A 21534-nucleotide genomic window follows, 5' to 3' on the forward strand; every position below is an offset into this window, starting at 1 on the left:
CAGAAATGGTTGCCATTTTTTTATAAAAGTCTTAAATCTTACTTATTTTGTAACTCCTTTTTAATTGTATTTAATTCTTGATTTTGTTGCTCAAGTTTTTTATTTAAATCTATAATATATAATGTCAATTCTTCAATTTTTTGTAGAAGTTTGGCGTCCATTTCTCCTAAACTTATTCCATTTTTTAAAACTTCTTTTTCGCTTGGAATATTCTCCAAATGACCATTTTTATTAATATGTTTTTCAACTTCACTTAGTGTTGGTAAAGCATAATCCTTTTTGAAAACAAAATCAGACCAGTTATTCATATCAACTTTTACTTCCTGTGAATGAATAGTACCTTTTACATCTAGTTTATTTTTGGGATTGATAGTTCCAATTCCAACATTTCCTGAATTTATAAAGGAATTGCCTGAGCCAGAAAAGCGTATACGTGTTTCGTAATTATCAATTCCATGTGCAACATCAATTTCAAATGTATTATCTAAAAATCCATTAGCTGATCCGCCGGGTCTTAATATTAAACTATTATGTGCATAGGCTACTTTTGGAGATCCCATGATTAGTGAGTGACCCTTCCAATAAATATGTGAAATGCCCCATCCATCAAGGCTTTCATTACTATAGATTGCTAATTCTTTTGTTGTTAAATGGTTTGCGTGAAAATCTACACTGCTATTATTTAAATTTCCTGAATGAAATATTTTATTCCATCCTGTCCATACGGTCCCTGAATTATTTGTTGATTGGCGATAATATAATTCATTTTCGGTACCAAATGCCAGTTGGGTTCTCCAGTCTGATCCTCCTTCTGAGATGTAGCTAAGTCCTAATACAGTTCCGTAATTTGTTGGTGCATTTAAACTAGCTGTTGTGTAAAGTTCAAAACCATTTGAGAATGTATTAAGATTAGGTAATGCGGTATTTGCCGAAAACTGAGCTTGCAATAAAGCTGTAAAAAATAAGAACAATACTGTAAAATAAGGTTCTTTTGTTGTTTCTTGAGAATAAGAAAAAACTTTTTTTCTATTGTTTTTTGAAATCATGTGAATCGTAATTATATTTTTATGAATAAATAATAATCTTCAAAAGTAAAAAAATATTAATATAAATAATAGCCGAAATAGTTGTCATTTTTTTATGCCCTAATTGTAAAATGCTCTTTTTTCTGTTCCCTTCTAAAGAAAACAAATCCCCACTGAAAAGTATCAATGGTTACAATTACTTTTGAATGATTTTTTATGATTTCCCAGGCTTCTTCCATTTCTGCGGACCAATGAATGTCATCAAATATCCAAACAGAATCATTGTCTATTGTTGGTAATAAAAGTTCAAAGTAGGCTAAAGTTGCTTTTTTAGAATGATTACCGTCGAAGTATATTAAATTGAAATTCTCAGTCTCAGTTTTCAGTCTCAGTTGCAGATCTTCAAAATAGCTTTCAAATTCTGTAACTACGTTTTCAACATTTTTGCAATCAAATTCAGTTAATTGATTTTTAGCAACATTTGCAGTTTCCGGACAACCTTCAAGTGTAATTAGTTTGGCTTTTGGATAACCTAATGCGAGGGCAGAAGTTGCTAAACCTAATGAAGTTCCTATTTCAAGAATATTTTTAGGTTCAAAATAACGAGTTACGCGGAATAATAATTCTGCTCGTTTTGAAGAAATTCCGGCAGTTGATGCAATTTTTGAAATCTGTCTTTTATTCGATTTAAAAACTCTTGAACCAGCGCCAAAATCGGTAACTTCTATGAAGTTTTTATTTTGTAAAAGTGATTTTCGATAGTTTTTTAAAATAGAATATTCTGGTTTCGATTTTTTATCATAAAAACATTTCGTCAATAAATTAAATACAAACGGCGAATGAACGGCATGTTCGTTTTTAGAATGCCAAAGAAATTTTAAGTATGATTTTATGATGTGCAACATGATTTATTTCACAAAGGTTCACAAAGAAAAGAGAAGATTCACAAAGAAAAAATAAGTTTAGTGTAACTCTGTGTTTTTCTTTGTGCATCTCTGTGGAATAATCTTATCCCTCAATTTTAGCTGATAATTCAAACCAACGCTCTTCTTTCTGATCTATTTTATTGATAATATTTTGCAATTCGTTTGCTTTTTTCTCAATATCGGCATCTGCCACTTTTCCATCAGAGAATAATTGTTCGATTTTAGTCTTTTCGATTTCTAAATCTTTAATTTCTCTTTCCAGTTTTTGATATTCTTTTTGTTCGTTGAAAGTTAAATTTCCTGTCGGATTATTTTGTTTCCAATCTTTCTTTTCAGCTTTGTTTTCTTCTTTTTGAGCAACATCGGCACTATCTTCATAAGCTCTAAAGTCAGAATAGTTTCCTGGAAAACTTTCGATTTCACCATTTCCTCTAAAAACAAATAAGTGATCGACAATTTTATCCATAAAGTAACGGTCGTGGGAAACTACCAATAAACAGCCCGGATAATCTAAAAGAAAACTCTCCAGAACGTTTAGCGTTACAATATCTAAATCATTCGTTGGCTCATCCAGAATCAAAAAGTTTGGATTCTGAATTAAAACCGTACACAAGTACAAACGCTTTAATTCGCCTCCACTTAATTTTTCGACAAAATCATATTGTTTTTTAGCATCAAATAGAAAACGCTCCAACAATTGTGAAGCCGAAATCATTCGACCTTTTGCAAGCGGAATAAATTCTCCGTATTCCTTAATGATATCAATTACACGCTGATTTGGTTTCGGGTTGATTCCACTTTGCGTATAATAGCCCACTTTTATAGTTTCACCTTTTACAACTCTTCCGCTGTCAAGAGGAATTGTTCCGGTAAGCAGATTTAAAAAAGTAGATTTTCCGGTTCCGTTTTTACCGATAATTCCGATACGTTCTCCACGCTGAAAATCGAAACTAAAATTATCCAGAATAACGTGATCTTTGAATTTTTTTGAGATTTTGTGAAGCTCGATAATCTTGCTTCCCATACGTTCCATATTAATTTCAAGTTCGACTTTATTTTCAAGACGCCGACTTTGTGCTTTTTCTTTAATTAAATAAAAATCATCCTGACGTGATTTTGATTTTGTCGTTCTCGCTTTTGGTTGGCGACGCATCCATTCTAATTCTTTTACAAATAAGTTTTTAGCTTTGTCAACACTTGCATTTTCAGAAGCAATTCGTTCTTCTTTTTTCTCTAAATAATAAGAGTAATTTCCTTTATATTGATAAAGTTTTCCATTATCCAATTCAATGATTTCATTACAAACACGCTCTAAAAAGAAACGGTCGTGTGTAACCATAAACAACGTAATGTTTTCTTTTGCAAAATAACTTTCAAGCCATTCGATCATTTCAAGATCTAAGTGGTTGGTTGGCTCATCCAGAATCAATAAATCCGGACGATTAATTAAGATAATCGCCAATGAAAGACGTTTCTTTTGTCCACCCGAAAGATTTTTTACTTTAAGTTTAAAATCTTCCAGTTTTAATTTGAATAGAATTTGTTTGTATTGCGTTTCAAAATCCCATGCATTATGCTGATCCATTCCGTCAAAAGCTTTCTGATATGCTTCTTCGTCGTCTGGGTTTTCAAGTGCTTTTTCGTAGGCTTCGATTATTTTCAAAGTTTCATTATCTGAAGCAAAAATGCTTTCTTCAATCGTCAGTTCTTCCTGCAAATTATTATCCTGAGAAAGAAATGCCATTCTGATTCCTTTTCTCAAAACAACTTGTCCCGTATCAGGTTCGTCCAAACCATTAATAATACTCATAATAGTTGTTTTTCCAGAACCATTTTTGGCAATAAAAGCTATTTTTTGGTCTTTATTAATACCAAATGAGATGTTGTCAAATAAGGTTCTTTCACCAAAAGACTTCGAGATATTTTCGACAGATAAGTAATTCACTTTGTAAAATATGAGTTATAAATTATAAGTTCTGAATGTTTTACAAAACGGAACTTTTTTGCAAAAGTAAGTTATTATATCTCGATTTGCGAATTATTTATGGAGATAGGAATTCAATATTGGACTTAAGTCAAAATAATGAATTTGCTGTGGCGTATTTAGAACAGGTTTTCGAATCAAAGATTCATTTGTTAAGTAATAATGTAAACCATCTTTTGTGGTAATTCCTTCGATTTGATGAAAAGAAAGTTGAAGTTCAATTTTTCTCTTATTACCGGATAGAAAATCATGATTTTTAAAATCATATAATAAGTATAAAAAAGATTTTCCCATTTTTGAATATCCGCAAAGCGCAATCAATTTTTTGTCTTCTATATACGTGGCTCCGGTCACTAATCCTTTAATATCGAGACTGTCTTTGAATTGTGCAATATAATTTCCTGATTGTTTTGGTAAAACATAAATACTGGTTTTTGTAGATTCCCATTGTTTGGTAAACAAGTAAATACTGTCTTTTGAAACGATAAAAGCTTCACAATCAAAATTTGTTGTGTTGTGTTTTTTTAAATTAAAATCATTCTGGTCAGAGTACTTAAATGAAATAGTTTCAATAATTGGAGTTCCTTCTAAAAATGATTTTTTTTCTATTTTTAAAATATGTACATCAGTTCTGTTTCCCGAATAATTATTACCAAAATCGCCAATATATAGATATGAGCTGTCTTGTGATATTTCTTCCCAGTCATGATTTACAACTTTGTCTAAAACAACTTTTTTTTGAATTTTTCCTAAAGAATCTAATCCGTAAATCGTTTTGTCATGATCATCATTATGTGTCCATAATAAATTATCGAAAGCAATTATTCCTGATGTTTCCCTTATCGAATCGCTTAGTTTAATAGAGTATTGAGATCGTATTTTTAGGCTTTTATACAAACAACTTCCGTCATTTTCTACAGCCATGGGATTGTAATTCTTGGAAAAAGAGTCCATACATCCGATAATTTGACCGTTCGTCGATGTAAAAATCAAAAATAAATAGAATGTTAATGTTTTCATTACTAGGTTTCTACTTTTTATTTTAAATATAAATGTAAAATAATTATAATTTTTTTATTTTTTTTCAGTTTGTAAGAATACGATGTTTTTTATTTATAGTGTATTTTTTTTTAGGTAAAATTATGATAAATAAAAATATTACGTTTTAATTATATCAAAATAAGGCATTTCCTTCATTTTGATTTTTTATGGCAATTTTGATGTATTATTTTTGCAAGAAAATAATGCGTATATTAGTCTTAGAATTGAATTATTTATTTGATTTTTAGTAAATTGACATCTATATATTTAAAGATTGTCTTTATTTTTTGTGTCTTCTTACAATTTCTAACTCATGATAAAAAATGTGAGTTGGAATAGCGAAGCTGTACAAACAGGTTATGGTAATTAAAATTCTATTAACTAAAAAAATGTAAAATTATGAAAGTAGGAATCACCTTTAGTGCTTTTGATTTATTGCATGCCGGACACATTAAAATGCTGGAAGAAGCTAAACAGCAATGTGACTATTTGATTGTAGGTTTGCAGACGGATCCAACGTTGGATCGCCCGGAAAAGAATCGTCCAACACAAACAGTTGTTGAGAGATATATACAGCTAAAAGGTTGTAAATTTGTAGATGAAATAGTTCCCTACGCAACCGAACAAGATTTAAATGACATCTTAACATCCTTTAAAATTGATGTCAGAATTTTAGGTGATGAGTACAAAGAAAAGGATTTTACCGGACGTACTTATTGCGAAGAAAAAGGGATTGAATTATTTTATAATGTACGCGATCATCGTTTTTCTAGTAGTGGCTTGCGAAAGGAAGTGGCTTTTAGAGAATTATCAATCGCTAAATAATTTTTGAAATAGACGAATGAATAAAAACACGAAAATTTATATTGCAGGCCATAAAGGTATGGTCGGGAGTGCCATCTGGAGAACTTTATCAGAAAACGGATTTAGTAATTTAATTGGTGCTTCGAGTAAAGAATTAGATCTTAGAAATCAACAAGCAGTTCGCGATTTCATTAAAAAAGAAAATCCTGAAGTTATTATTGATGCTGCGGCACGTGTTGGCGGAATTTTAGCAAACAATGATTTTCCATATCAATTTATTATGGAGAATATGCAAATTCAGAATAATTTAATTGACTCTGCATTACAAAATGACGTTGATAAATTTATTTTTCTGGGCAGTTCTTGTATTTATCCAAAATTAGCTCCACAACCATTAAAGGAAGAGTACCTGCTTACAGATACTCTTGAGCCAACAAATGAGTGGTACGCTATTGCGAAAATTACAGGGGTAAAAACATGCCAGGCAATTAGAAATCAATTCGGGAAGGATTATGTAAGTCTTATGCCCACAAATTTGTATGGCACATATGATAACTTTGATTTAAACACTTCTCATGTTTTGCCTGCCATGATAAGGAAATTTCATGAAGCAAAAGAAAATAATCACGCACCGGTAACCCTTTGGGGAAGTGGTTTACCGATGCGTGAATTTTTATTTGTAGACGATATGGCCAAAGCAGTAGTTTTTGCCTTAGAAAATAAATTGCCGGATTATTTATATAATGTTGGAACAGGCGAAGATTTGACAATTAAGGAATTAGCCGAGATAATTCAGGAAATTACAGGTCACAAAGGAGAAATTATTTGGGACTCCACCAAACCAGACGGGACACCAAGAAAATTAATGGATGTTTCTAAAATGCATGAATTGGGATGGAAACATCAGGTTGATTTAAAAGATGGAATTCAAAAGACATACAACTGGTTTTTAGAAAACACGGAAAGTTTTAAACAAGTAAAATTATAATAGATTAAATAGATTTAAAATCGTTTGATATAGAAAAATATGAAAGTAGCATTTATTACAGGAGTAACAGGGCAGGACGGCGCTTATTTAAGTGAGTTTTTATTAAAAAAAGGATATAAAGTTCATGGACTAAAAAGACGTTCTTCATTATTTAATACTGATCGTATTGATCATTTATATCAGGATCCACATGTAGACCACCGCAATTTTTATTTGCATTATGGCGATATGACTGATAGTACGAATTTAATTCGTTTGATAAAGGAAATTCAACCGGATGAAATTTACAATTTGGCGGCAATGAGCCACGTAGCCGTTTCTTTTGAAACACCTGAATATACCGGAAATGCTGACGGATTAGGAACGTTACGAATTTTAGATGCTGTTCGTTTATTAGGAATGGAAAAAAAGGTTCGTATTTACCAGGCTTCAACATCTGAACTATACGGAAAAGTTCAGGAAGTACCTCAATCTGAAAAAACGCCTTTTTACCCACGTTCGCCTTATGCAGTAGCTAAAATGTATGCTTTTTGGATTACAGTAAATTATCGTGAGGCTTATGGTATGTATGCCTGTAATGGTATTCTATTTAATCATGAATCTCCAATTCGTGGAGAAACTTTTGTAACGAGAAAAATTACAAGAGCTACAGCCAGAATTGCATTAGGGTTACAGGATAAATTATATCTTGGAAATTTGGATGCAAAACGAGATTGGGGACATGCCAAGGATTATGTTCGCATGATGTGGATGATTCTGCAGGCTGATGAACCAGAAGATTGGGTAATTGCAACAGGTAAAACTACGGCAGTAAGAGATTTTGTACGTATGAGTTTTGCCGAAGTAGGTGTAGAACTTGAATTTAAAGGAGAAGGAGCAGAAGAAAAAGGATATGTAAAAGCATGTAATAATCCTGAATTTCAAATAGAGATAGGCAAGGAAGTACTTGCTGTTGATCCTAAATATTTTAGACCTACAGAAGTTGATTTGTTAATTGGAGATCCTACAAAAGCAAAAACCAAATTGGGCTGGGAGTGTAAATATGATTTGCAAAGTCTTGTAAAGGATATGATGCAAAGCGATTTAAAGCTAATGCAGAAGGATCAATACTTAAAAGATGGTGGCTATAGAACGTTAAACTATTTTGAATAGTCTGATTACCGAAAAAGTATTTTATTTAGAGTTGTTTTAATCTTCGGTATTTATCTATGGCAGTAAATCAATTAAAGGTTGGTGCATTATTATCTTATGTTGTACTAATACTAAATAATATAGTAGGACTAGCATATACTCCATTTATGCTACGTATGATGGGGCAAAGTGAATATGGCTTGTATTCTTTAGTAGCTTCGGTTATAGCGTATTTAACGATACTTGATTTTGGGTTTGGAAATGCAATTATCAGGTATACTTCTAAATTTAGGGCTCAGGGCAAATTAGATGAGCAGTTTTCCATGTTTGGAATGTTTATAATTCTATATTCAATTATTGGAGTAATTGCCTTCATTGCAGGATTGTGTTTATACTATAATGTAGATTCTATGTTTGGTAAAACAATGACGATTGAGGAACTGGGCAAGGCTAAGATTATGATGCTTTTAATGGTATTTAATATAGCTTTTACGTTTCCATTAAGCATTTTTGGTGCTATTATTACTGCTTATGAAGACTTTATTTTTCAAAGAATTATCCAGATTGTTCGAATAATACTCAACACAGGGGTTATGATCCTATTGTTAACGATTGGTTATAAGGCAATCGCTATTGTGGTTGTCACGACCATTTTTAATTTATTGACATTGTTGATTAATTATTTCTATTGTAGATATAAAATAAAAATAAAAATATACTACAAGAAAGTTGATTGGAGTTTCTTAAAAGAGGTTGCATTGTATTCATTTTATATCTTCTTAAGTATGATTATGGATCGTATTTATTGGGGTACAGGGCAATTTATATTGGGTATGTATGTTGGTACGGCCGCCATTGCTATCTTTTCAATCGCTATTTCACTGCAAAATATGTATATGAGCTTTTCGGCTTCGATTGCAAATGTGTTTTTACCTAAAATCACAAAAATGATTACCGAAGGACAATCTGAAAAAACCATTTCAGATTTGTTTATAAAGACCGGAAGAATTCAATTTATTATTATTTCATTTGTTTTGGTTGGTTTCATTATTTTCGGGCAACAATTTGTTGTTCTGTGGGCGGGTAAAAGCTATGTTGAGGCGTATATAATAACATTATTGTTTTTTATTCCCTTGACAGTACCATTAATACAAACAGTTGGGATTACTATTCTGCAAGCTCGAAACCAAATGAAATTTAGATCATTACTTTATATCTGGATTGCTTTTTGTAGCCTTGGATTGCAATTTTTACTTGCGAAAAAATATGGCGGAATTGGTGTGGGAATAGGAATTTCATCAGGTTTGTTTTTAGGGCAAATTGTAATAATGAACATTTACTATTACAAAAAACAAAAAATTGATATTCCTTACTTCTGGAAAGAGATTGCTAAAATGTCTATTGTTCCTTTAATTTTAGGCGTGTCTGTATATTATTTATCTACTTTGTTTATTATAAATACAATTATGGATTTGTTTTTAGGTATAGTACTTTTTAGCATTGTTTATATACCACTTTTCTGGATATTCAGTATGAATAAATTTGAGAAAGATCTTTTTGGAGCTCCTATAAAAAAGCTTTTTTTAAGAAGATGAAACTTATAATATTAGCTTAAAGAAAAAAAATAAAATTGTTATAATACTTAAAATATATTAAAAGAGAAAATGAGTAAAATTTATTTATATTGGTTTAATAAAAAAGGAAAATTTGGAAATTTTGGCGATGAGTTAGGACCTTATATCATACAAAAACTCTCAGGCAAAGAAGTTTATCAAGTACCTATACCAAGAAGTTCAATTAAGTTAATTCTTGCTTATATAAAAGCAGTTTTTTATAAATATCACAGTATAAATATATTTAAATCTGTTTTAAAGACACTATTCCTAAATGGGAAGTATATCATATCTGTTGGTAGTATAATTGGCTGGGGAAGTGGAAAACGAATAGTTTGGGGAAGTGGTATTTTATTTGCAAATGAAAAAGTTGACAATGGAACATTTTTAGCTGTTAGAGGTAAATATACTCAGAATAGATTAAAAGAATTGGGATATAATTATCCTGAAGTTTTTGGTGATCCGGCTTTACTTTTGCCGTTAGTATATCCGGTGACTTTGACAAAAAAATATAAATTAGGATTGGTTCCCCATCATACGCAATTTGAGCATTTTGCTCATTTTGAAGATAAATTCGGCATAAAAGTAATAAACTTAATTGGTGATGTCGAATCGATAATTGATGATTTTGCCAGCTGCGAAACTATCATTTCTTCATCTCTTCATGGTGTTATTGTTGCCCATGCCTATAAAATCCCAGCTTTGTGGTATGAATATCCTAAAATAAAATGGCATGGTGAAAATATTAAATTCTTAGATTATTTTTCTTCTGTTGGTATTGATGAATATGCACCATTTCCTTTAAAAGAGAGTGATTCGTTTGATGTAGATAGTGAAATAGAAAATGTTAAAAGAAATCTTGACAAGGCTAATATTAACATGGATTTAAAAACTATACAGGACAAACTTATTGCTGTAGCTCCATTTAGTGTATTACCAAAATTTGCTAATCAGCTTTAAATTGATAAAAGGATTCTATAAAAATTGATTAAATAAAGTAATAAATAAGTAAATGAGATTTAGATATGATATTGGATTCCTAAGAGCATTAGCCGTTTTTATAGTAGTTTTTTTTCATTATAAAATACCGTTTTTTCAAGGTGGTTTTATTGGGGTTGATATTTTCTTTGTGATAAGTGGTTTTCTTATGACCAGTATAATTTTAAAGGGCTTTGATAAAGATTTTTTCTCTATTAAAGATTTTTATATAAGACGTTTTGAAAGAATTGTTCCTGCACTAGCAGTAATGATGCTCTGTGTTTTAATAATAACATTTTTTATTTACTTTCCTGTAGATTTAAAGCAGGTCTCTGTATACACATTTTTCTCAGGTTTGTTTTTATCAAATTATTATTACTTATTTAATTCAGATTATTTTGATGCATCTTCACAAACCAACATATTATTACATACTTGGTCACTTTCTGTAGAATGGCAGTTTTACATAATTTATCCACTTTTTTTAGTACTATTAAAGAAGTTCTATCTTAAGCGAAAAAAGGAATTTAATGCCATATTTCTGGCCATCACTTTGTTTTCTTTTCTTTTGGTAATTGTTTTTAATAATTTTTTGCCATCTTCTTATAGTAAAATCAGCTTTTTTTCATTTACTCATAGAGCCTGGGAAATGATGTTTGGCGGGATGGCATTTCTATACAAAGATTTTTTTGAAAACAAAATATCAGATTTTTTTAAAAATATATTGATTGGTCTGAGTATTATCGTCATAGCGATTAGTATCGTTTGTTTAAACGAAACTTATGCATGGCCTTCCTCGTTAACACTTTTACCCGTAATTGGTACTTTCTTGGTGATTGCTTTAAATAAAGAATATAATTTTTATAAAAATTCAATCATACAGTATATAGGAAATATTTCTTACTCTTGGTATTTGTGGCATTGGCCTATATGTGTTATAGCTAGATACTTTGACTATAAAGGTGTTGAAGTAACAGCATTATTGATCGTTATTTCTTTGCTATTAGCTAGCTTATCTTATGAGCTTATTGAAAAAAGGTCTAAACTTGTCTCTTTGAAAAAGATGATTATAGGCTCTTCATTTGTTATTCTTATCTCTCTGATCGGAATTTTTGGAACTCCAAATAAATACTTGTTTTCTAAAGACGCAGTCTTACTTTCAGAATATAAAGATCATTATGATGAAAATAGGAGAAAGCAATTTCATTCTGGTGTATGTCATAATGTTAGTAAAGTAGATTATAAAAAATGTTTATGTATAAACATAAAAAAGAAAAATATTTTATTGTTGGGTGATAGTCATGCCGGGCAATTTTCGCTTTCTTTTAGAAAAAAGTTAGATAGTACAAAATTTAACTTTATGGAACATACAGTTGTTGGCAGTTTTCCGTTGATCAATGCAAAGGGAGAGAAAAGAGCATCTGGACAATTTAAAAGTATATTTAATAAATTTATTGTAGAGCATAAAAGTAATATTGATGTGGTCTTACTTTCATGTAATTGGATGAATTATCCTAATTCAGCGGGATATACTTCTAATGAAGAATTAGTTAATGATGTTAATGCTACAATTAATGAGTTGAAAAAAATGGGAATAAAAAAAGTTCTCGTCATGGGGCAGGGAGAAGAGTACAATATTGATTATCCAAGAGTTATCGCATTTAATTTAGAAGGAAAACTTGGAAAATCTTATGTCAATCAAGAATCAGTAATATTAAATAATGATTTAAAAAAACTCGTTCCGCCGGAAAACTATATTAATATATTTTTAGACAATAAAATTAAGCATTACGATCCCGTAAACAAAGTACCCTACATGTTTGATGATGACCACATGACTATTTACGGAGCCGATCAGATTGTTGATCTCTTACTTAAAAAAAATATTTTTTAATATGGGGAAAAGAAAAATTGCTTTTATTTTATACCAGTTTGGTGTAATATCTGGTAGATCAAATGGTGTAAGAAGTCAGGCATTATCGGCTTGTAACATTTTGAATGAATTTGGTGATGAATGTATTTTAATAAACGGATGGGAGCATTATGATTGGAAATCATTTGATGCAATTCATATTTATGGTTATGATACTGCTATACATACTTTTGTTAAAACATTATCATTTAAAAATCCAAATATATTTATATCGCCAATTATAGATTCTACTAAGCCATATTCTATTTATAAGTGGGCAACATTTAATGGTTTTGAAAAATTAAGATTATACAGTAATAATTATGCATTGCGTAAAGCGCTACATTTAGTAAAAGGAGTATGTGCCAGAAGCGAACATGAAGCTAAATTTTATAAAGAATCTTTTGGAATCGATTCGAAAAAAGTTTTTAGCATACCGCTTTCTTATGGTGTAGAAGCACCACAGAATATCCAAAATATTTTAGAAGGAAAAGAAAATTTTTGTTTTCATTTAAGTTCTCTTTATCAGGATAGAAAAAATGTAATTAGATTAGTTGAGGCTGCAAAAAAATATAACTTCAAGCTTGTACTTGCAGGCAATAAAGGTAGTGATGCTGAATTCTTAAAAATTCAACAAGCCATCGGTAATGCAACGAATATAAAGGTTTTAGGGTTTGTGTCTAATGAAGAATTAAAAGAAATATACTCAAAGGCAAAAGTTTTTGCGCTTCCAAGTACAAATGAAGGAGTAGGGATAGTGGCTATGGATGCTGCTGTTTACGGATGTAATATTGCAATGACTAACTTAAAAGGACCAGTGGAATATTATCCAAATATTAAAACAGTAGAGATCTTAAACCCATATAATATTGATGATATTGGGGAGAAAATTGTTAAACTTCTTAAGGAAAATAATGACGAAAATCTTTATCAGTATATGCTTTTAAATTTTTCTGCAAAGAGTATCTATTTTAAATTGAAAAATATGTATGATGGTTGTAACTAGATCGGGTAAAACTAATAACATCAAAATTAACGGTTCGAAATTTAACTTAATATCGAACGTGTTTTCTCCATTATTGAATTAATCCTTAATGATAAAAGCAGAAAATTTTACCTATCTGGGGATCGCATTGTCTCTTATTGGAGTGCCATTAGGCATGTATTTCAATTATTTATTTCCTTTTGTTAAATGGTCACCGATATTTATGTTTTTATCTGTGATTCTTATAATATCATATAAAAATTTATTTTTAGGAAAGTTACCATCGTATAATAAATGGTTCACGATTTTAGTTGCCTTCCAATTACTAATGCTTATTTATGGCTTACCTTCTGATAAATTAACTTTCCAATATATAAGCTTTCATGGTTATATTATTTTTCTAGTATTTGCGCTAGCCAGTAATAAAAACGATGTGTCATATGACAAAATTATATTATTTACTTTTTACGTTTCAGCATTGTGTACATTTCTTGGAGCGTATTTTATTTGGAAAGGTCTTGTAACTGGTGAAGATGCTTGGCAATTAAGACAAGATCAACAAGATTATGCTCTTGAAGCCTTTACAATAGCTAATGGTGCAATAATTAATTACACTAGTATTTTATGTTTGCGTTTCAAAAATAAATTTGTTAAGATTTTACTATTGCTTGTATTTGCATTAGATATTTACGTTCTGTTTATGTCTACAAAAAGAACACCGGTATTCGTTGCTATAATCATAGCAATATTGTATTTATATCGAACTGGTTCTGTAAATAAAGCCTTAGTTCTTAAATATTTTAAGATTCTATTATTGATAATTGTTGGTTTTGTGGTTGCTTATATTAATATTGAAGCCTTACAAAAAATCATCGATAAATTTGCATATGATTTCTATAGTGGAGTGCTTAATATCTTAGGAAATACAGATATTAGAGATACTTCCGGTTCTGCGATTGCAAGATATAGAAGCAGGGAGTGGGCCTATAATTACATAGATAATAATTTTGACTTTTTTAATTACATCTTCGGAGGCGGCTATATGACCCGATGGCTTGATAACCCTCTTTTACAATCTTATCTGGATATGGGCATATTTGGTTTTATTATGTATGTATTGCTAATATTGGTTTTTCCAATCAAAAATTATTTCAAAATAAACAATATTCTTACACTTTTTGCTTTTCTACTATGTATATACAATATAATGGCATCTATTAGTTCAGGTAATCCATATCTTTATATGAAGCACATTCCTGTTGTATTTTTAGTTTTTACATTGAATTTAAAAGCAAAACACGTTTATTTTTCCGAAAAAAAGCTGGTTCGTAAAGTATAACTATATAAAAATCATAAATATATATGCATAAGACGGCAATTGTTTATCATTATCTGGCATCTTACAGACAACCGATATTCACTAAACTTATGAGATCGAAGAAAATTGAATTTTCTATATATTCAGGAACAGTTAGTGAAATTGAAATAAAGAAAATTGATACGAGTTTTTCTTTAAAAGAAAGTAATGACGGATTACGTTGGTTTTTTTTAAAAAACAGATGGTTTTTTAAAAAGAAATTACTTTGGCAATCCGGTTTAATTACTTTGATGCGTAAGAGTGATTATGATTCTGTAATTTTTTTAGGATCGCCATATCATATTTCTACATGGTTTGCTGCTATCGTGGCGCGATTAAGAAGAAAAAGAGTATTTTATTGGATGCACGGAGTGTATAAGGATAAAATTACTTTTGTTGATTACTTCAAATTATTTGTTTTTTATAAACTAGCAAATGGTTTTTTCTTGTATGGAAAACGAGCCTACAATGTACTGAATAAGTATAAGGTTAAGCCAAAAGAGAATATTCACATAATATATAATTCTTTAGATTATGAAAAAAGTCTCGAATTTAGAAAAGCTATTACTGAAATAGATATTTGGAATTACAGGTTAAAATATTTCAACGAAAAAAATACGCCAGTAATTGTTTTTATCGGCAGACTAAATTCCATTAAGCGCTTAGATATGATAATTGAAGTCCAGCGTTTACTTAAGTTAAAACACAATAAAAATTTCTTTAACACTCTTATAATTGGCGATGGTGAAGAAAGACAAAAACTGCAAAAGCAGGTTGATCAAAATGAGTTAACAAAAAACGTCTCTTTTTTAGGAGCCATTTATGACGAAGAAATTAATAGTGAAGCTTTAATGTATGCCGATCTATGTGTTACACCTGGAGAAATTGGCTTGACAGCCATTCATAGTTTGGCATATGGTACTCCTGTTGTTTCTCATGATAACCTGAATTTACAAATGCCAGAGATAGAATCTATTCATAAAGGAGTTACTGGAGATTTGTATGAATATAATAATTTAGAAGATTTGGCAAATGTGATTGAAAATTGGTTGCTAGCGAAACCGATCAAAAATCAATCTATAGTAACAAACTGTTATAAGGTTATTGATGATTACTATAATCCAGATTACCAATTAAAAATTTTTGAATCAGTATTGTGTAATGCTAAAAATATATAGATGAGTATTGTTTTTAAATTGAAACAAAGTAATGAATTAGCTCTTATTTATAGGTTTTTTAAAAGGCTTTTTATTAAATACATATATGGTTTAAAAAGTGTACATAAAACCTTTAACATAGGCGGAAAATGTAATATAAGTAAGGATTTCAAGGCGGGTGAATATTCTTATGTTGGAAATAACTGTTTAATTTACCCGGGTGTTTCCATTGGAAGATATACTATGTTGGCGCAAAATGTTCAAATAATTGGGGCAGACCATAACTATGATATACCAGGTATACCATCGACATTTTCTGGGAGACCAACCTTAAAAAAAACATTCATTGGTAGAGATGTTTGGATTGGGGCAAATAGTATTGTAATGGCAGGCGTTAAAATTGGAGATGGAAGTATCGTTGCCGCTGGATCAATAGTGACAAAAGATGTCGATCCATTTGTTATAGTTGGAGGAGTACCAGCCAAGTTTTTACGAAAACGTTTTTATTCTGCTGAAGATGAATTAAAGCATTTAAATATGCTGGATGGTGAAGTATTAAAAAATGTACGTAATAAACCAGTTACTATAAACTAATTTTAACAATAAGTTATAATAATCATGAAATCTGAAATTCCAAAATATATTGACACAATTCCAAAATCAGATAAAATCTATAGGTTGATTTGGCGTATTACTTCCTTATTTTTTTTTAAGCCTTTCTCTTTACCTTTTTTTAATGGCTGGCGTATTTTTTTATTAAAAATTTTTGGAGCAAAAATTGGAAATCATTGTGTTATTCATGCTTCAATAGAGTTGCCATCTCCTAAAAATTTGACATTGGGATCTTATTCGGCATTAGGTCCGGAAGTTAAATTACATTTTGGAAAAACTATTATAGGAAATAAGGTCACTATTTCGCAAAGAACATATTTATGCAGCGCTACACACGAAACAACGTCAATAAATACACCTTTTGTAGCAGGTACTATTGTTATAAAAGATTTTGCGTGGGTTGCAGCAGAAGCATTTATAATGACAAATGTTATAATTGGTGAAGGAGCAATTGTAGGAGCAAGAGCTGCAGTTTTTAAAGATGTCGAGGATTGGTCCATAGTTGGTGGAAATCCTGCTAAGTTTATTAAAAAAAGAATTATCTATGACAATCAATGATTTTACTCCAGTACAAACAACACCTTTTGATAAAAAAACAAAAATCAAAATTCATCTTTGGAGATTGATTAATAGAACAATATTTAGAGTTTTTCCTAATCAAATCAAAAAACCAAGAATTATTCTATTACGTTTATTTGGAGCTCAATTAGCAGAAACAGTAAATATTAATAGAAAATCAAATATCGAATTACCATGGAATTTGACAATGGGGCATCAGTCCAGTGTAGGAGAGAACTCTTGGATATATTGTTTGAATAAAATACAAATAGGTGAAAAATGTTGTATTGGTAAAGATGTATACTTAATTACAGGCAGCCATTCTATAGAATCTCTGAATTTTAATATGGTAACAAAACCTATAATTATCAATGATGGATGTTGGGTCGCCACAGGAAGTTATATCCTGGCTGGCGTTGTATTAGGTAGATTTTCTGTCATTGGGGCAAAATCAATAGTGAATAAAAATACAAATGAGTTTGACGTTGTCGTTGGAAATCCAGCCAAATTTATTAAGAAAAGAGAATTTAAATCTATTTAAGGAATGATATCAATACTAATACTTACTAAAAACGAAGCGCAAGATTTACCTGGTTGTTTGGCATCAGTGTCCTGGAGCGATGATATTCATGTATTTGATTCTTTTAGTGATGATCAAACTGTTGCAATTGCCCAAAATGTGGGTGCTACGATTACTCAGCGAGTTTTTGATAATTGGTCAGCACATCAAAATTGGGGTTTAGCAAATATAAAATTCAAACATCCGTGGGTACTTTATATTGATGCAGACGAAAGAGTTTCAGATTCTCTGTATTCCGCAATTAAAAATCTTAAATTAGATACTAATTCTGAAGTAGTTGCTTATGAAATTAGACGAAGAGATTTTGCATGGAATGGAAAGTGGTTGAAATATTCACAAATGTCTCCTTTCTATTTAAGACTATTTCGTCCGAATAAAATGCGTTATGAAAGGCTGGTAAATCCAGTTTCAATACCAGATGGTGCGGTGGATAAAGTTGAAGGTTTCTTAGACCATTATCCTTTTAGTAAAGGTTTTAAATTTTGGATTCAACGCCACTTGAGTTATGCTGATATGGAAGCCCTTACAAGAGTAAAGGATTTGGAAAAAGGCACATCTTTTTCTTTAAAAAAAGCTTTGTTTAGTTCTGACTTTACAGAAAAACGATACCATCAAAAAGGCATTTTTTATAAGATGCCAGGCCGCCCATTAATAAAATGGTTCTACATGGTAATTATCAGGAGAGCCTTTTTAGACGGATCAGCTGGTATTACTTATGCTACTTTACAATCTATATATGAATATTTCATTGTTTTAAAAAGTAGCGAACTCATCAAACAAAAAAAATAATCAAAATTATTTTAAGATAACAAAACTTATGAAAGTCTCTATAATTACGGTTTGCTACAATAGAAAGGCAACCATTAAACAATCTATAAACAGTGTTTTAGATCAGGATTATCCAAATATAGAGTATATAATCATAGATGGTAATTCATCAGATGGTACTCAGTCTATTATTGAATCTTACTCGGATAAAATTGCTCATTATATTTCTGAACCCGATAAAGGAATGTATGACGCAATTAATAAAGGTTTGAAATTAGCAACCGGTGATATTATTGGATTAATGCACTCTGATGATGTTTTTTATGATAACAGTGTTGTTTCTAAAATAGTTAATACATTTTTAATGTCTTCTAATGCCGATGCTGTTTATGGAGATGGTATTTATGTTACAAATGATGCTGAAGAAAAAATAATTCGAAATAGAATTGGCGGACAATATAATTTTGAAAAATTAAAATCAGGTTGGTTACCATTGCATCCAACCGTATATATTAAGAAATCAATTATTGAAAAATACGGTTATTATAGTTTGGATTTTAAAATAGCTTCTGATACTGAATTTTTATTACGATACCTGTTCAAATACAAAATAAATATTATTTATATGAATGAATATGTGGTGAAGATGAAAATGGGAGGATTAAGTACTGACTATAAAAGAGTATTTCATGTTCTATCTGAAGATTATAAGATTTATAAATATCATAATCTTTCAGCTTTTAAAGCTGTTTTTCAGAAAAAAATTTTAGCATTAACACAGTATTTAAAATAATATAAAATATAAGATTCTCACAGATGAAAACTTTAAATAAATTATCTGGTCACAATTTTTCGCGTTATTTTAAGCTCTTATTTGTAGTTTGGGATTTAGTCTTATTGAATATATCCATACTGTTATCTGGAGTTGCTGGCTTTGGTAGTATTGATAAACTTTTTTTAACACAGGTTCAAACAGTTTCATTACTGAGTAATTTAGTTTGGATTACTTTGCTTTTATATAATGATTCATTTAGGATTGTAAGGATAGAATCTATAGAATCTATATTGAAGAGAACAATTAAAAAAATCGCTATTCACTCTGCTTTTATCACAATCTTTGTTGTTTTTTTAAATTATACAGATGTTTCAAAATGGTGTTTAATTTATTTTTATTACTTTTTCTTTTCTTTAATTATAATATCACGCTATTTATCTATAAGACTTTTAATGTATATAAGAGCCCAAGGGTATAATTTTAAAAGTTATATTATTGTAGGAGCGAATGATACAGGCGAAAGAATGCGTAAAACATTATCAACGAATCTTACGTATGGATATCGTTTTCTAGGTTTTTTTGACGAGAAAGTCGATCCATTTGCTTTTATTTCGGGACCAGTTGTAGGTGATTTTAATGATGTTGAAGAATTTATTATTGCAAGAAACGTTGATGAAATGTATGTAGCATTGCATATTGATAATATTTCGGTAATAAATAATTTGATACGAATTTGTGAGCATAATATGGTGCGAATTAAATTCATTCCGGATTTTCAGCTCTATACGAAATCAAGTAAAGTCGAAATTTTATTTCACGATAATACACCTGTACTTACATTTCGACGTGAACCTTTAGAATTTACAGTAAACAGAATATTAAAAAAAGGATTTGATGTTTGTTTTTCTCTAGCAGTAATTTTATTGATATTTCCGTGGTTATTTCCTATTTTAGTACTGATTATTAAATTAGAATCACCAGGACCAGTTTTTTTTAAGCAGCAACGTTCAGGAAGAGATAATCAGGCTTTTGCATGTTTAAAATTTAGAAGCATGCGTGTTAATGATTTATCAGACTCTAAGCAAGCTGGTAAAGGGGATAGTCGCATCACTAAGTTCGGAGCTTTTATGCGTAAAACTTCTATTGATGAACTTCCTCAGTTTTTTAATGTTTTCCTTGGAAATATGTCTGTTGTAGGGCCAAGACCTCATATGATAAATCATACAAAACAATATACCGATTTGATTAATAATTATTTGGTTAGGCAGTATGCAAAACCTGGAATCACTGGTTGGGCTCAGGTAAATGGTTTTCGAGGTGAGACAAAAAAGGTTCTTGATATGGAAAATAGAGTAGAATTTGATATTTGGTATATTGAAAACTGGAGTCTTTTATTAGATATCAGAATCATAATAAAAACAGTTGTCAATATATTTCAGGGAGAAGAAAATGCTTATTGAAAATTAAGAACAAACAGTACGTCACAATTATAATCAATATTTTTAATCTTAATATATGTTAAGTCAAATTACAATCCTAATGAAATATAAATCACCTTTTTTTATAAAAACAACATGTCTTTTATCCCTTATACTTTTGCTTTTTTCCTGTGCTTCACGAAAAGATATAGTTTATTATCAAAATATTGATACAATTAAAGCGGGTCAAAATACAAATTCTTATGAAGTGAAAATTCAGCCGGATGATTTATTAATGATAATTGTTTCAGCTGAAGATCCTGAAATTGCACTTCCTTTTAATTTGACAACTGTTGCTACGCAAAACAACGCAAATTTACTAGCCGCTACAAGTCAGAGTGTAATTCAGTCATACCTGGTAGATAAAAATGGAAATATTGAATTTCCTGTTTTGGGAAAATTACAAATAGGAGGATTAACCCGCACAGAAGCATTACAGCTTTTAAAAGATAAGATAGCGGTTTATATTAAAAACCCAATTATCAATATGCGAATAATGAATTTTAAGATTTCCCTGCAAGGTGAAGTCAATATTCCCGGAACTTATTCCGTTACATCAGAAAGAGTTACTTTGATTGAAGCTTTGAGTATGGCAAAAGACATGACTATCTATGGCAAGAGAGATAATATTTTGGTAATTAGAGAAGTTAATGGTGTTAAATCGTATAATAGAGTAGATATTACAAAAGCTGATTTTATAAATTCTCCATTTTATTATTTAGCACAAAATGATGTAGTTTATATAGAACCAAATAGGACTAAAGTAAATGCTTCTGCTGTAGGACCTAATACGTCTGTAATAATATCAGCTGTTTCTATTTTAATATCACTTTCTGTTCTAATCTTTAAATAAAATTAAATA

Annotated in this window: 20 protein-coding genes; 16 read left to right on the forward strand and 4 right to left on the reverse strand. The window is 30.2% G+C overall.

Annotated elements, in window-relative coordinates:
• Positions 1-38: 38 nt before the first annotated feature.
• The 4 genes from RT99_RS24705 to RT99_RS13025 all read right to left on the reverse strand — a co-directional run bounded on the left by RT99_RS24705 (position 39) and on the right by RT99_RS13025 (position 4955).
• Positions 39-1046, reverse strand: a complete 1008-nt coding sequence (locus RT99_RS24705; RefSeq protein ID WP_052483664.1) for a pyocin knob domain-containing protein — start codon at positions 1044-1046, stop codon at positions 39-41.
• A gap of 92 nt (positions 1047-1138) precedes the next feature.
• Entirely contained in the window at positions 1139-1930 is a 792-nt protein-coding gene (locus RT99_RS13015; protein WP_042565191.1) for an O-methyltransferase, read from the reverse strand.
• A 103-nt stretch (positions 1931-2033) separates the two neighbouring features.
• Positions 2034-3896 carry an ABC-F family ATP-binding cassette domain-containing protein gene (locus RT99_RS13020; RefSeq protein ID WP_042565192.1) on the reverse strand — a complete coding sequence of 621 codons (1863 nt, stop codon included), beginning with the start codon at positions 3894-3896 and terminating at the stop codon, positions 2034-2036.
• Between the two features lie 93 nt (positions 3897-3989).
• Entirely contained in the window at positions 3990-4955 is a 966-nt protein-coding gene (locus RT99_RS13025) for a hypothetical protein (protein ID WP_042565193.1), read from the reverse strand.
• A gap of 420 nt (positions 4956-5375) precedes the next feature.
• Here RT99_RS13025 and RT99_RS13030 point away from each other — a divergent pair, with 420 nt between their 5' ends.
• The 16 genes from RT99_RS13030 to RT99_RS13105 all read left to right on the forward strand — a co-directional run bounded on the left by RT99_RS13030 (position 5376) and on the right by RT99_RS13105 (position 21525).
• Positions 5376-5801, forward strand: a complete 426-nt coding sequence (locus RT99_RS13030; protein ID WP_042565194.1) for an adenylyltransferase/cytidyltransferase family protein — start codon at positions 5376-5378, stop codon at positions 5799-5801.
• Positions 5802-5817: 16 nt separating this feature from the next.
• Complete coding sequence (locus RT99_RS13035; protein ID WP_042565195.1) at positions 5818-6768, forward strand: GDP-L-fucose synthase; 951 nt, start codon at positions 5818-5820, stop codon at positions 6766-6768.
• Between the two features lie 39 nt (positions 6769-6807).
• On the forward strand, positions 6808-7920 hold the full coding sequence (gene gmd / locus RT99_RS13040; RefSeq protein WP_042565196.1) for a GDP-mannose 4,6-dehydratase: 1113 nt from the start codon (positions 6808-6810) through the stop codon (positions 7918-7920).
• A 56-nt stretch (positions 7921-7976) separates the two neighbouring features.
• Complete coding sequence (locus RT99_RS13045) at positions 7977-9494, forward strand: oligosaccharide flippase family protein (RefSeq protein WP_042565197.1); 1518 nt, start codon at positions 7977-7979, stop codon at positions 9492-9494.
• Between the two features lie 69 nt (positions 9495-9563).
• Positions 9564-10472, forward strand: coding sequence for a polysaccharide pyruvyl transferase family protein (locus tag RT99_RS13050; RefSeq protein WP_052483665.1), 909 nt, complete (start codon positions 9564-9566; stop codon positions 10470-10472).
• A 52-nt stretch (positions 10473-10524) separates the two neighbouring features.
• Positions 10525-12384: an acyltransferase family protein gene (locus RT99_RS13055; RefSeq protein WP_042565198.1), complete on the forward strand. Its 1860-nt coding sequence runs from the start codon at positions 10525-10527 to the stop codon at positions 12382-12384.
• A 1-nt stretch (position 12385) separates the two neighbouring features.
• On the forward strand, positions 12386-13408 hold the full coding sequence (locus RT99_RS13060) for a glycosyltransferase family 4 protein (protein WP_042565254.1): 1023 nt from the start codon (positions 12386-12388) through the stop codon (positions 13406-13408).
• An 88-nt stretch (positions 13409-13496) separates the two neighbouring features.
• Positions 13497-14726 carry a hypothetical protein gene (locus RT99_RS13065; protein WP_042565199.1) on the forward strand — a complete coding sequence of 410 codons (1230 nt, stop codon included), beginning with the start codon at positions 13497-13499 and terminating at the stop codon, positions 14724-14726.
• Between the two features lie 89 nt (positions 14727-14815).
• Positions 14816-15922, forward strand: coding sequence for a glycosyltransferase family 4 protein (locus tag RT99_RS13070; protein WP_165587201.1), 1107 nt, complete (start codon positions 14816-14818; stop codon positions 15920-15922).
• Entirely contained in the window at positions 15923-16495 is a 573-nt protein-coding gene (locus RT99_RS25855) for a CatB-related O-acetyltransferase (protein ID WP_042565200.1), read from the forward strand.
• A gap of 24 nt (positions 16496-16519) precedes the next feature.
• Complete coding sequence (locus RT99_RS13080) at positions 16520-17071, forward strand: transferase (protein ID WP_042565201.1); 552 nt, start codon at positions 16520-16522, stop codon at positions 17069-17071.
• Complete coding sequence (locus RT99_RS13085; protein ID WP_042565202.1) at positions 17058-17612, forward strand: hypothetical protein; 555 nt, start codon at positions 17058-17060, stop codon at positions 17610-17612. Before RT99_RS13080 ends, RT99_RS13085 begins: the two co-directional genes overlap by 14 nt.
• 3 nt (positions 17613-17615) lie before the next feature.
• The gene (locus RT99_RS13090) at positions 17616-18440 is read left to right on the forward strand and encodes a glycosyltransferase family 2 protein (RefSeq protein ID WP_042565203.1); all 825 of its coding nucleotides are present in this window, start codon (positions 17616-17618) and stop codon (positions 18438-18440) included.
• A 28-nt stretch (positions 18441-18468) separates the two neighbouring features.
• Entirely contained in the window at positions 18469-19212 is a 744-nt protein-coding gene (locus RT99_RS13095; RefSeq protein WP_042565204.1) for a glycosyltransferase family 2 protein, read from the forward strand.
• Between the two features lie 23 nt (positions 19213-19235).
• Entirely contained in the window at positions 19236-20654 is a 1419-nt protein-coding gene (locus RT99_RS13100; protein ID WP_042565205.1) for an undecaprenyl-phosphate glucose phosphotransferase, read from the forward strand.
• Positions 20655-20733: 79 nt separating this feature from the next.
• Positions 20734-21525, forward strand: a complete 792-nt coding sequence (locus tag RT99_RS13105) for a polysaccharide biosynthesis/export family protein (RefSeq protein ID WP_042565206.1) — start codon at positions 20734-20736, stop codon at positions 21523-21525.
• Positions 21526-21534 lie beyond the last annotated feature (9 nt).

This window comes from Flavobacterium sp. MEB061 (genome assembly GCF_000834715.1).
In the GTDB taxonomy this organism is placed as follows: domain Bacteria; phylum Bacteroidota; class Bacteroidia; order Flavobacteriales; family Flavobacteriaceae; genus Flavobacterium; species Flavobacterium pectinovorum.

Excerpts from the sequence above, each read along its gene's own strand:
- gmd (WP_042565196.1), top strand. The coding sequence starts at position 6,808 with ATGAAAGTAGCATTTATTACAGGAGTAACAGGGCAGGACGGCGCTTAT.
- RT99_RS13090 (WP_042565203.1), top strand. The coding sequence starts at position 17,616 with ATGATATCAATACTAATACTTACTAAAAACGAAGCGCAAGATTTACCT.
- RT99_RS13015 (WP_042565191.1), bottom strand. The coding sequence starts at position 1,930 with ATGTTGCACATCATAAAATCATACTTAAAATTTCTTTGGCATTCTAAA.
- RT99_RS13030 (WP_042565194.1), top strand. The coding sequence starts at position 5,376 with ATGAAAGTAGGAATCACCTTTAGTGCTTTTGATTTATTGCATGCCGGA.
- RT99_RS24705 (WP_052483664.1), bottom strand. The coding sequence starts at position 1,046 with ATGATTTCAAAAAACAATAGAAAAAAAGTTTTTTCTTATTCTCAAGAA.
- RT99_RS13035 (WP_042565195.1), top strand. The coding sequence starts at position 5,818 with ATGAATAAAAACACGAAAATTTATATTGCAGGCCATAAAGGTATGGTC.
- RT99_RS13070 (WP_165587201.1), top strand. The coding sequence starts at position 14,816 with ATGAGATCGAAGAAAATTGAATTTTCTATATATTCAGGAACAGTTAGT.
- RT99_RS13085 (WP_042565202.1), top strand. The coding sequence starts at position 17,058 with ATGACAATCAATGATTTTACTCCAGTACAAACAACACCTTTTGATAAA.
- RT99_RS13105 (WP_042565206.1), top strand. The coding sequence starts at position 20,734 with ATGAAATATAAATCACCTTTTTTTATAAAAACAACATGTCTTTTATCC.
- RT99_RS13055 (WP_042565198.1), top strand. The coding sequence starts at position 10,525 with ATGAGATTTAGATATGATATTGGATTCCTAAGAGCATTAGCCGTTTTT.
- RT99_RS13045 (WP_042565197.1), top strand. The coding sequence starts at position 7,977 with ATGGCAGTAAATCAATTAAAGGTTGGTGCATTATTATCTTATGTTGTA.
- RT99_RS13050 (WP_052483665.1), top strand. The coding sequence starts at position 9,564 with ATGAGTAAAATTTATTTATATTGGTTTAATAAAAAAGGAAAATTTGGA.
- RT99_RS13060 (WP_042565254.1), top strand. The coding sequence starts at position 12,386 with ATGGGGAAAAGAAAAATTGCTTTTATTTTATACCAGTTTGGTGTAATA.
- RT99_RS13100 (WP_042565205.1), top strand. The coding sequence starts at position 19,236 with ATGAAAACTTTAAATAAATTATCTGGTCACAATTTTTCGCGTTATTTT.
- RT99_RS13095 (WP_042565204.1), top strand. The coding sequence starts at position 18,469 with ATGAAAGTCTCTATAATTACGGTTTGCTACAATAGAAAGGCAACCATT.
- RT99_RS13065 (WP_042565199.1), top strand. The coding sequence starts at position 13,497 with ATGATAAAAGCAGAAAATTTTACCTATCTGGGGATCGCATTGTCTCTT.
- RT99_RS25855 (WP_042565200.1), top strand. The coding sequence starts at position 15,923 with ATGAGTATTGTTTTTAAATTGAAACAAAGTAATGAATTAGCTCTTATT.
- RT99_RS13025 (WP_042565193.1), bottom strand. The coding sequence starts at position 4,955 with ATGAAAACATTAACATTCTATTTATTTTTGATTTTTACATCGACGAAC.
- RT99_RS13080 (WP_042565201.1), top strand. The coding sequence starts at position 16,520 with ATGAAATCTGAAATTCCAAAATATATTGACACAATTCCAAAATCAGAT.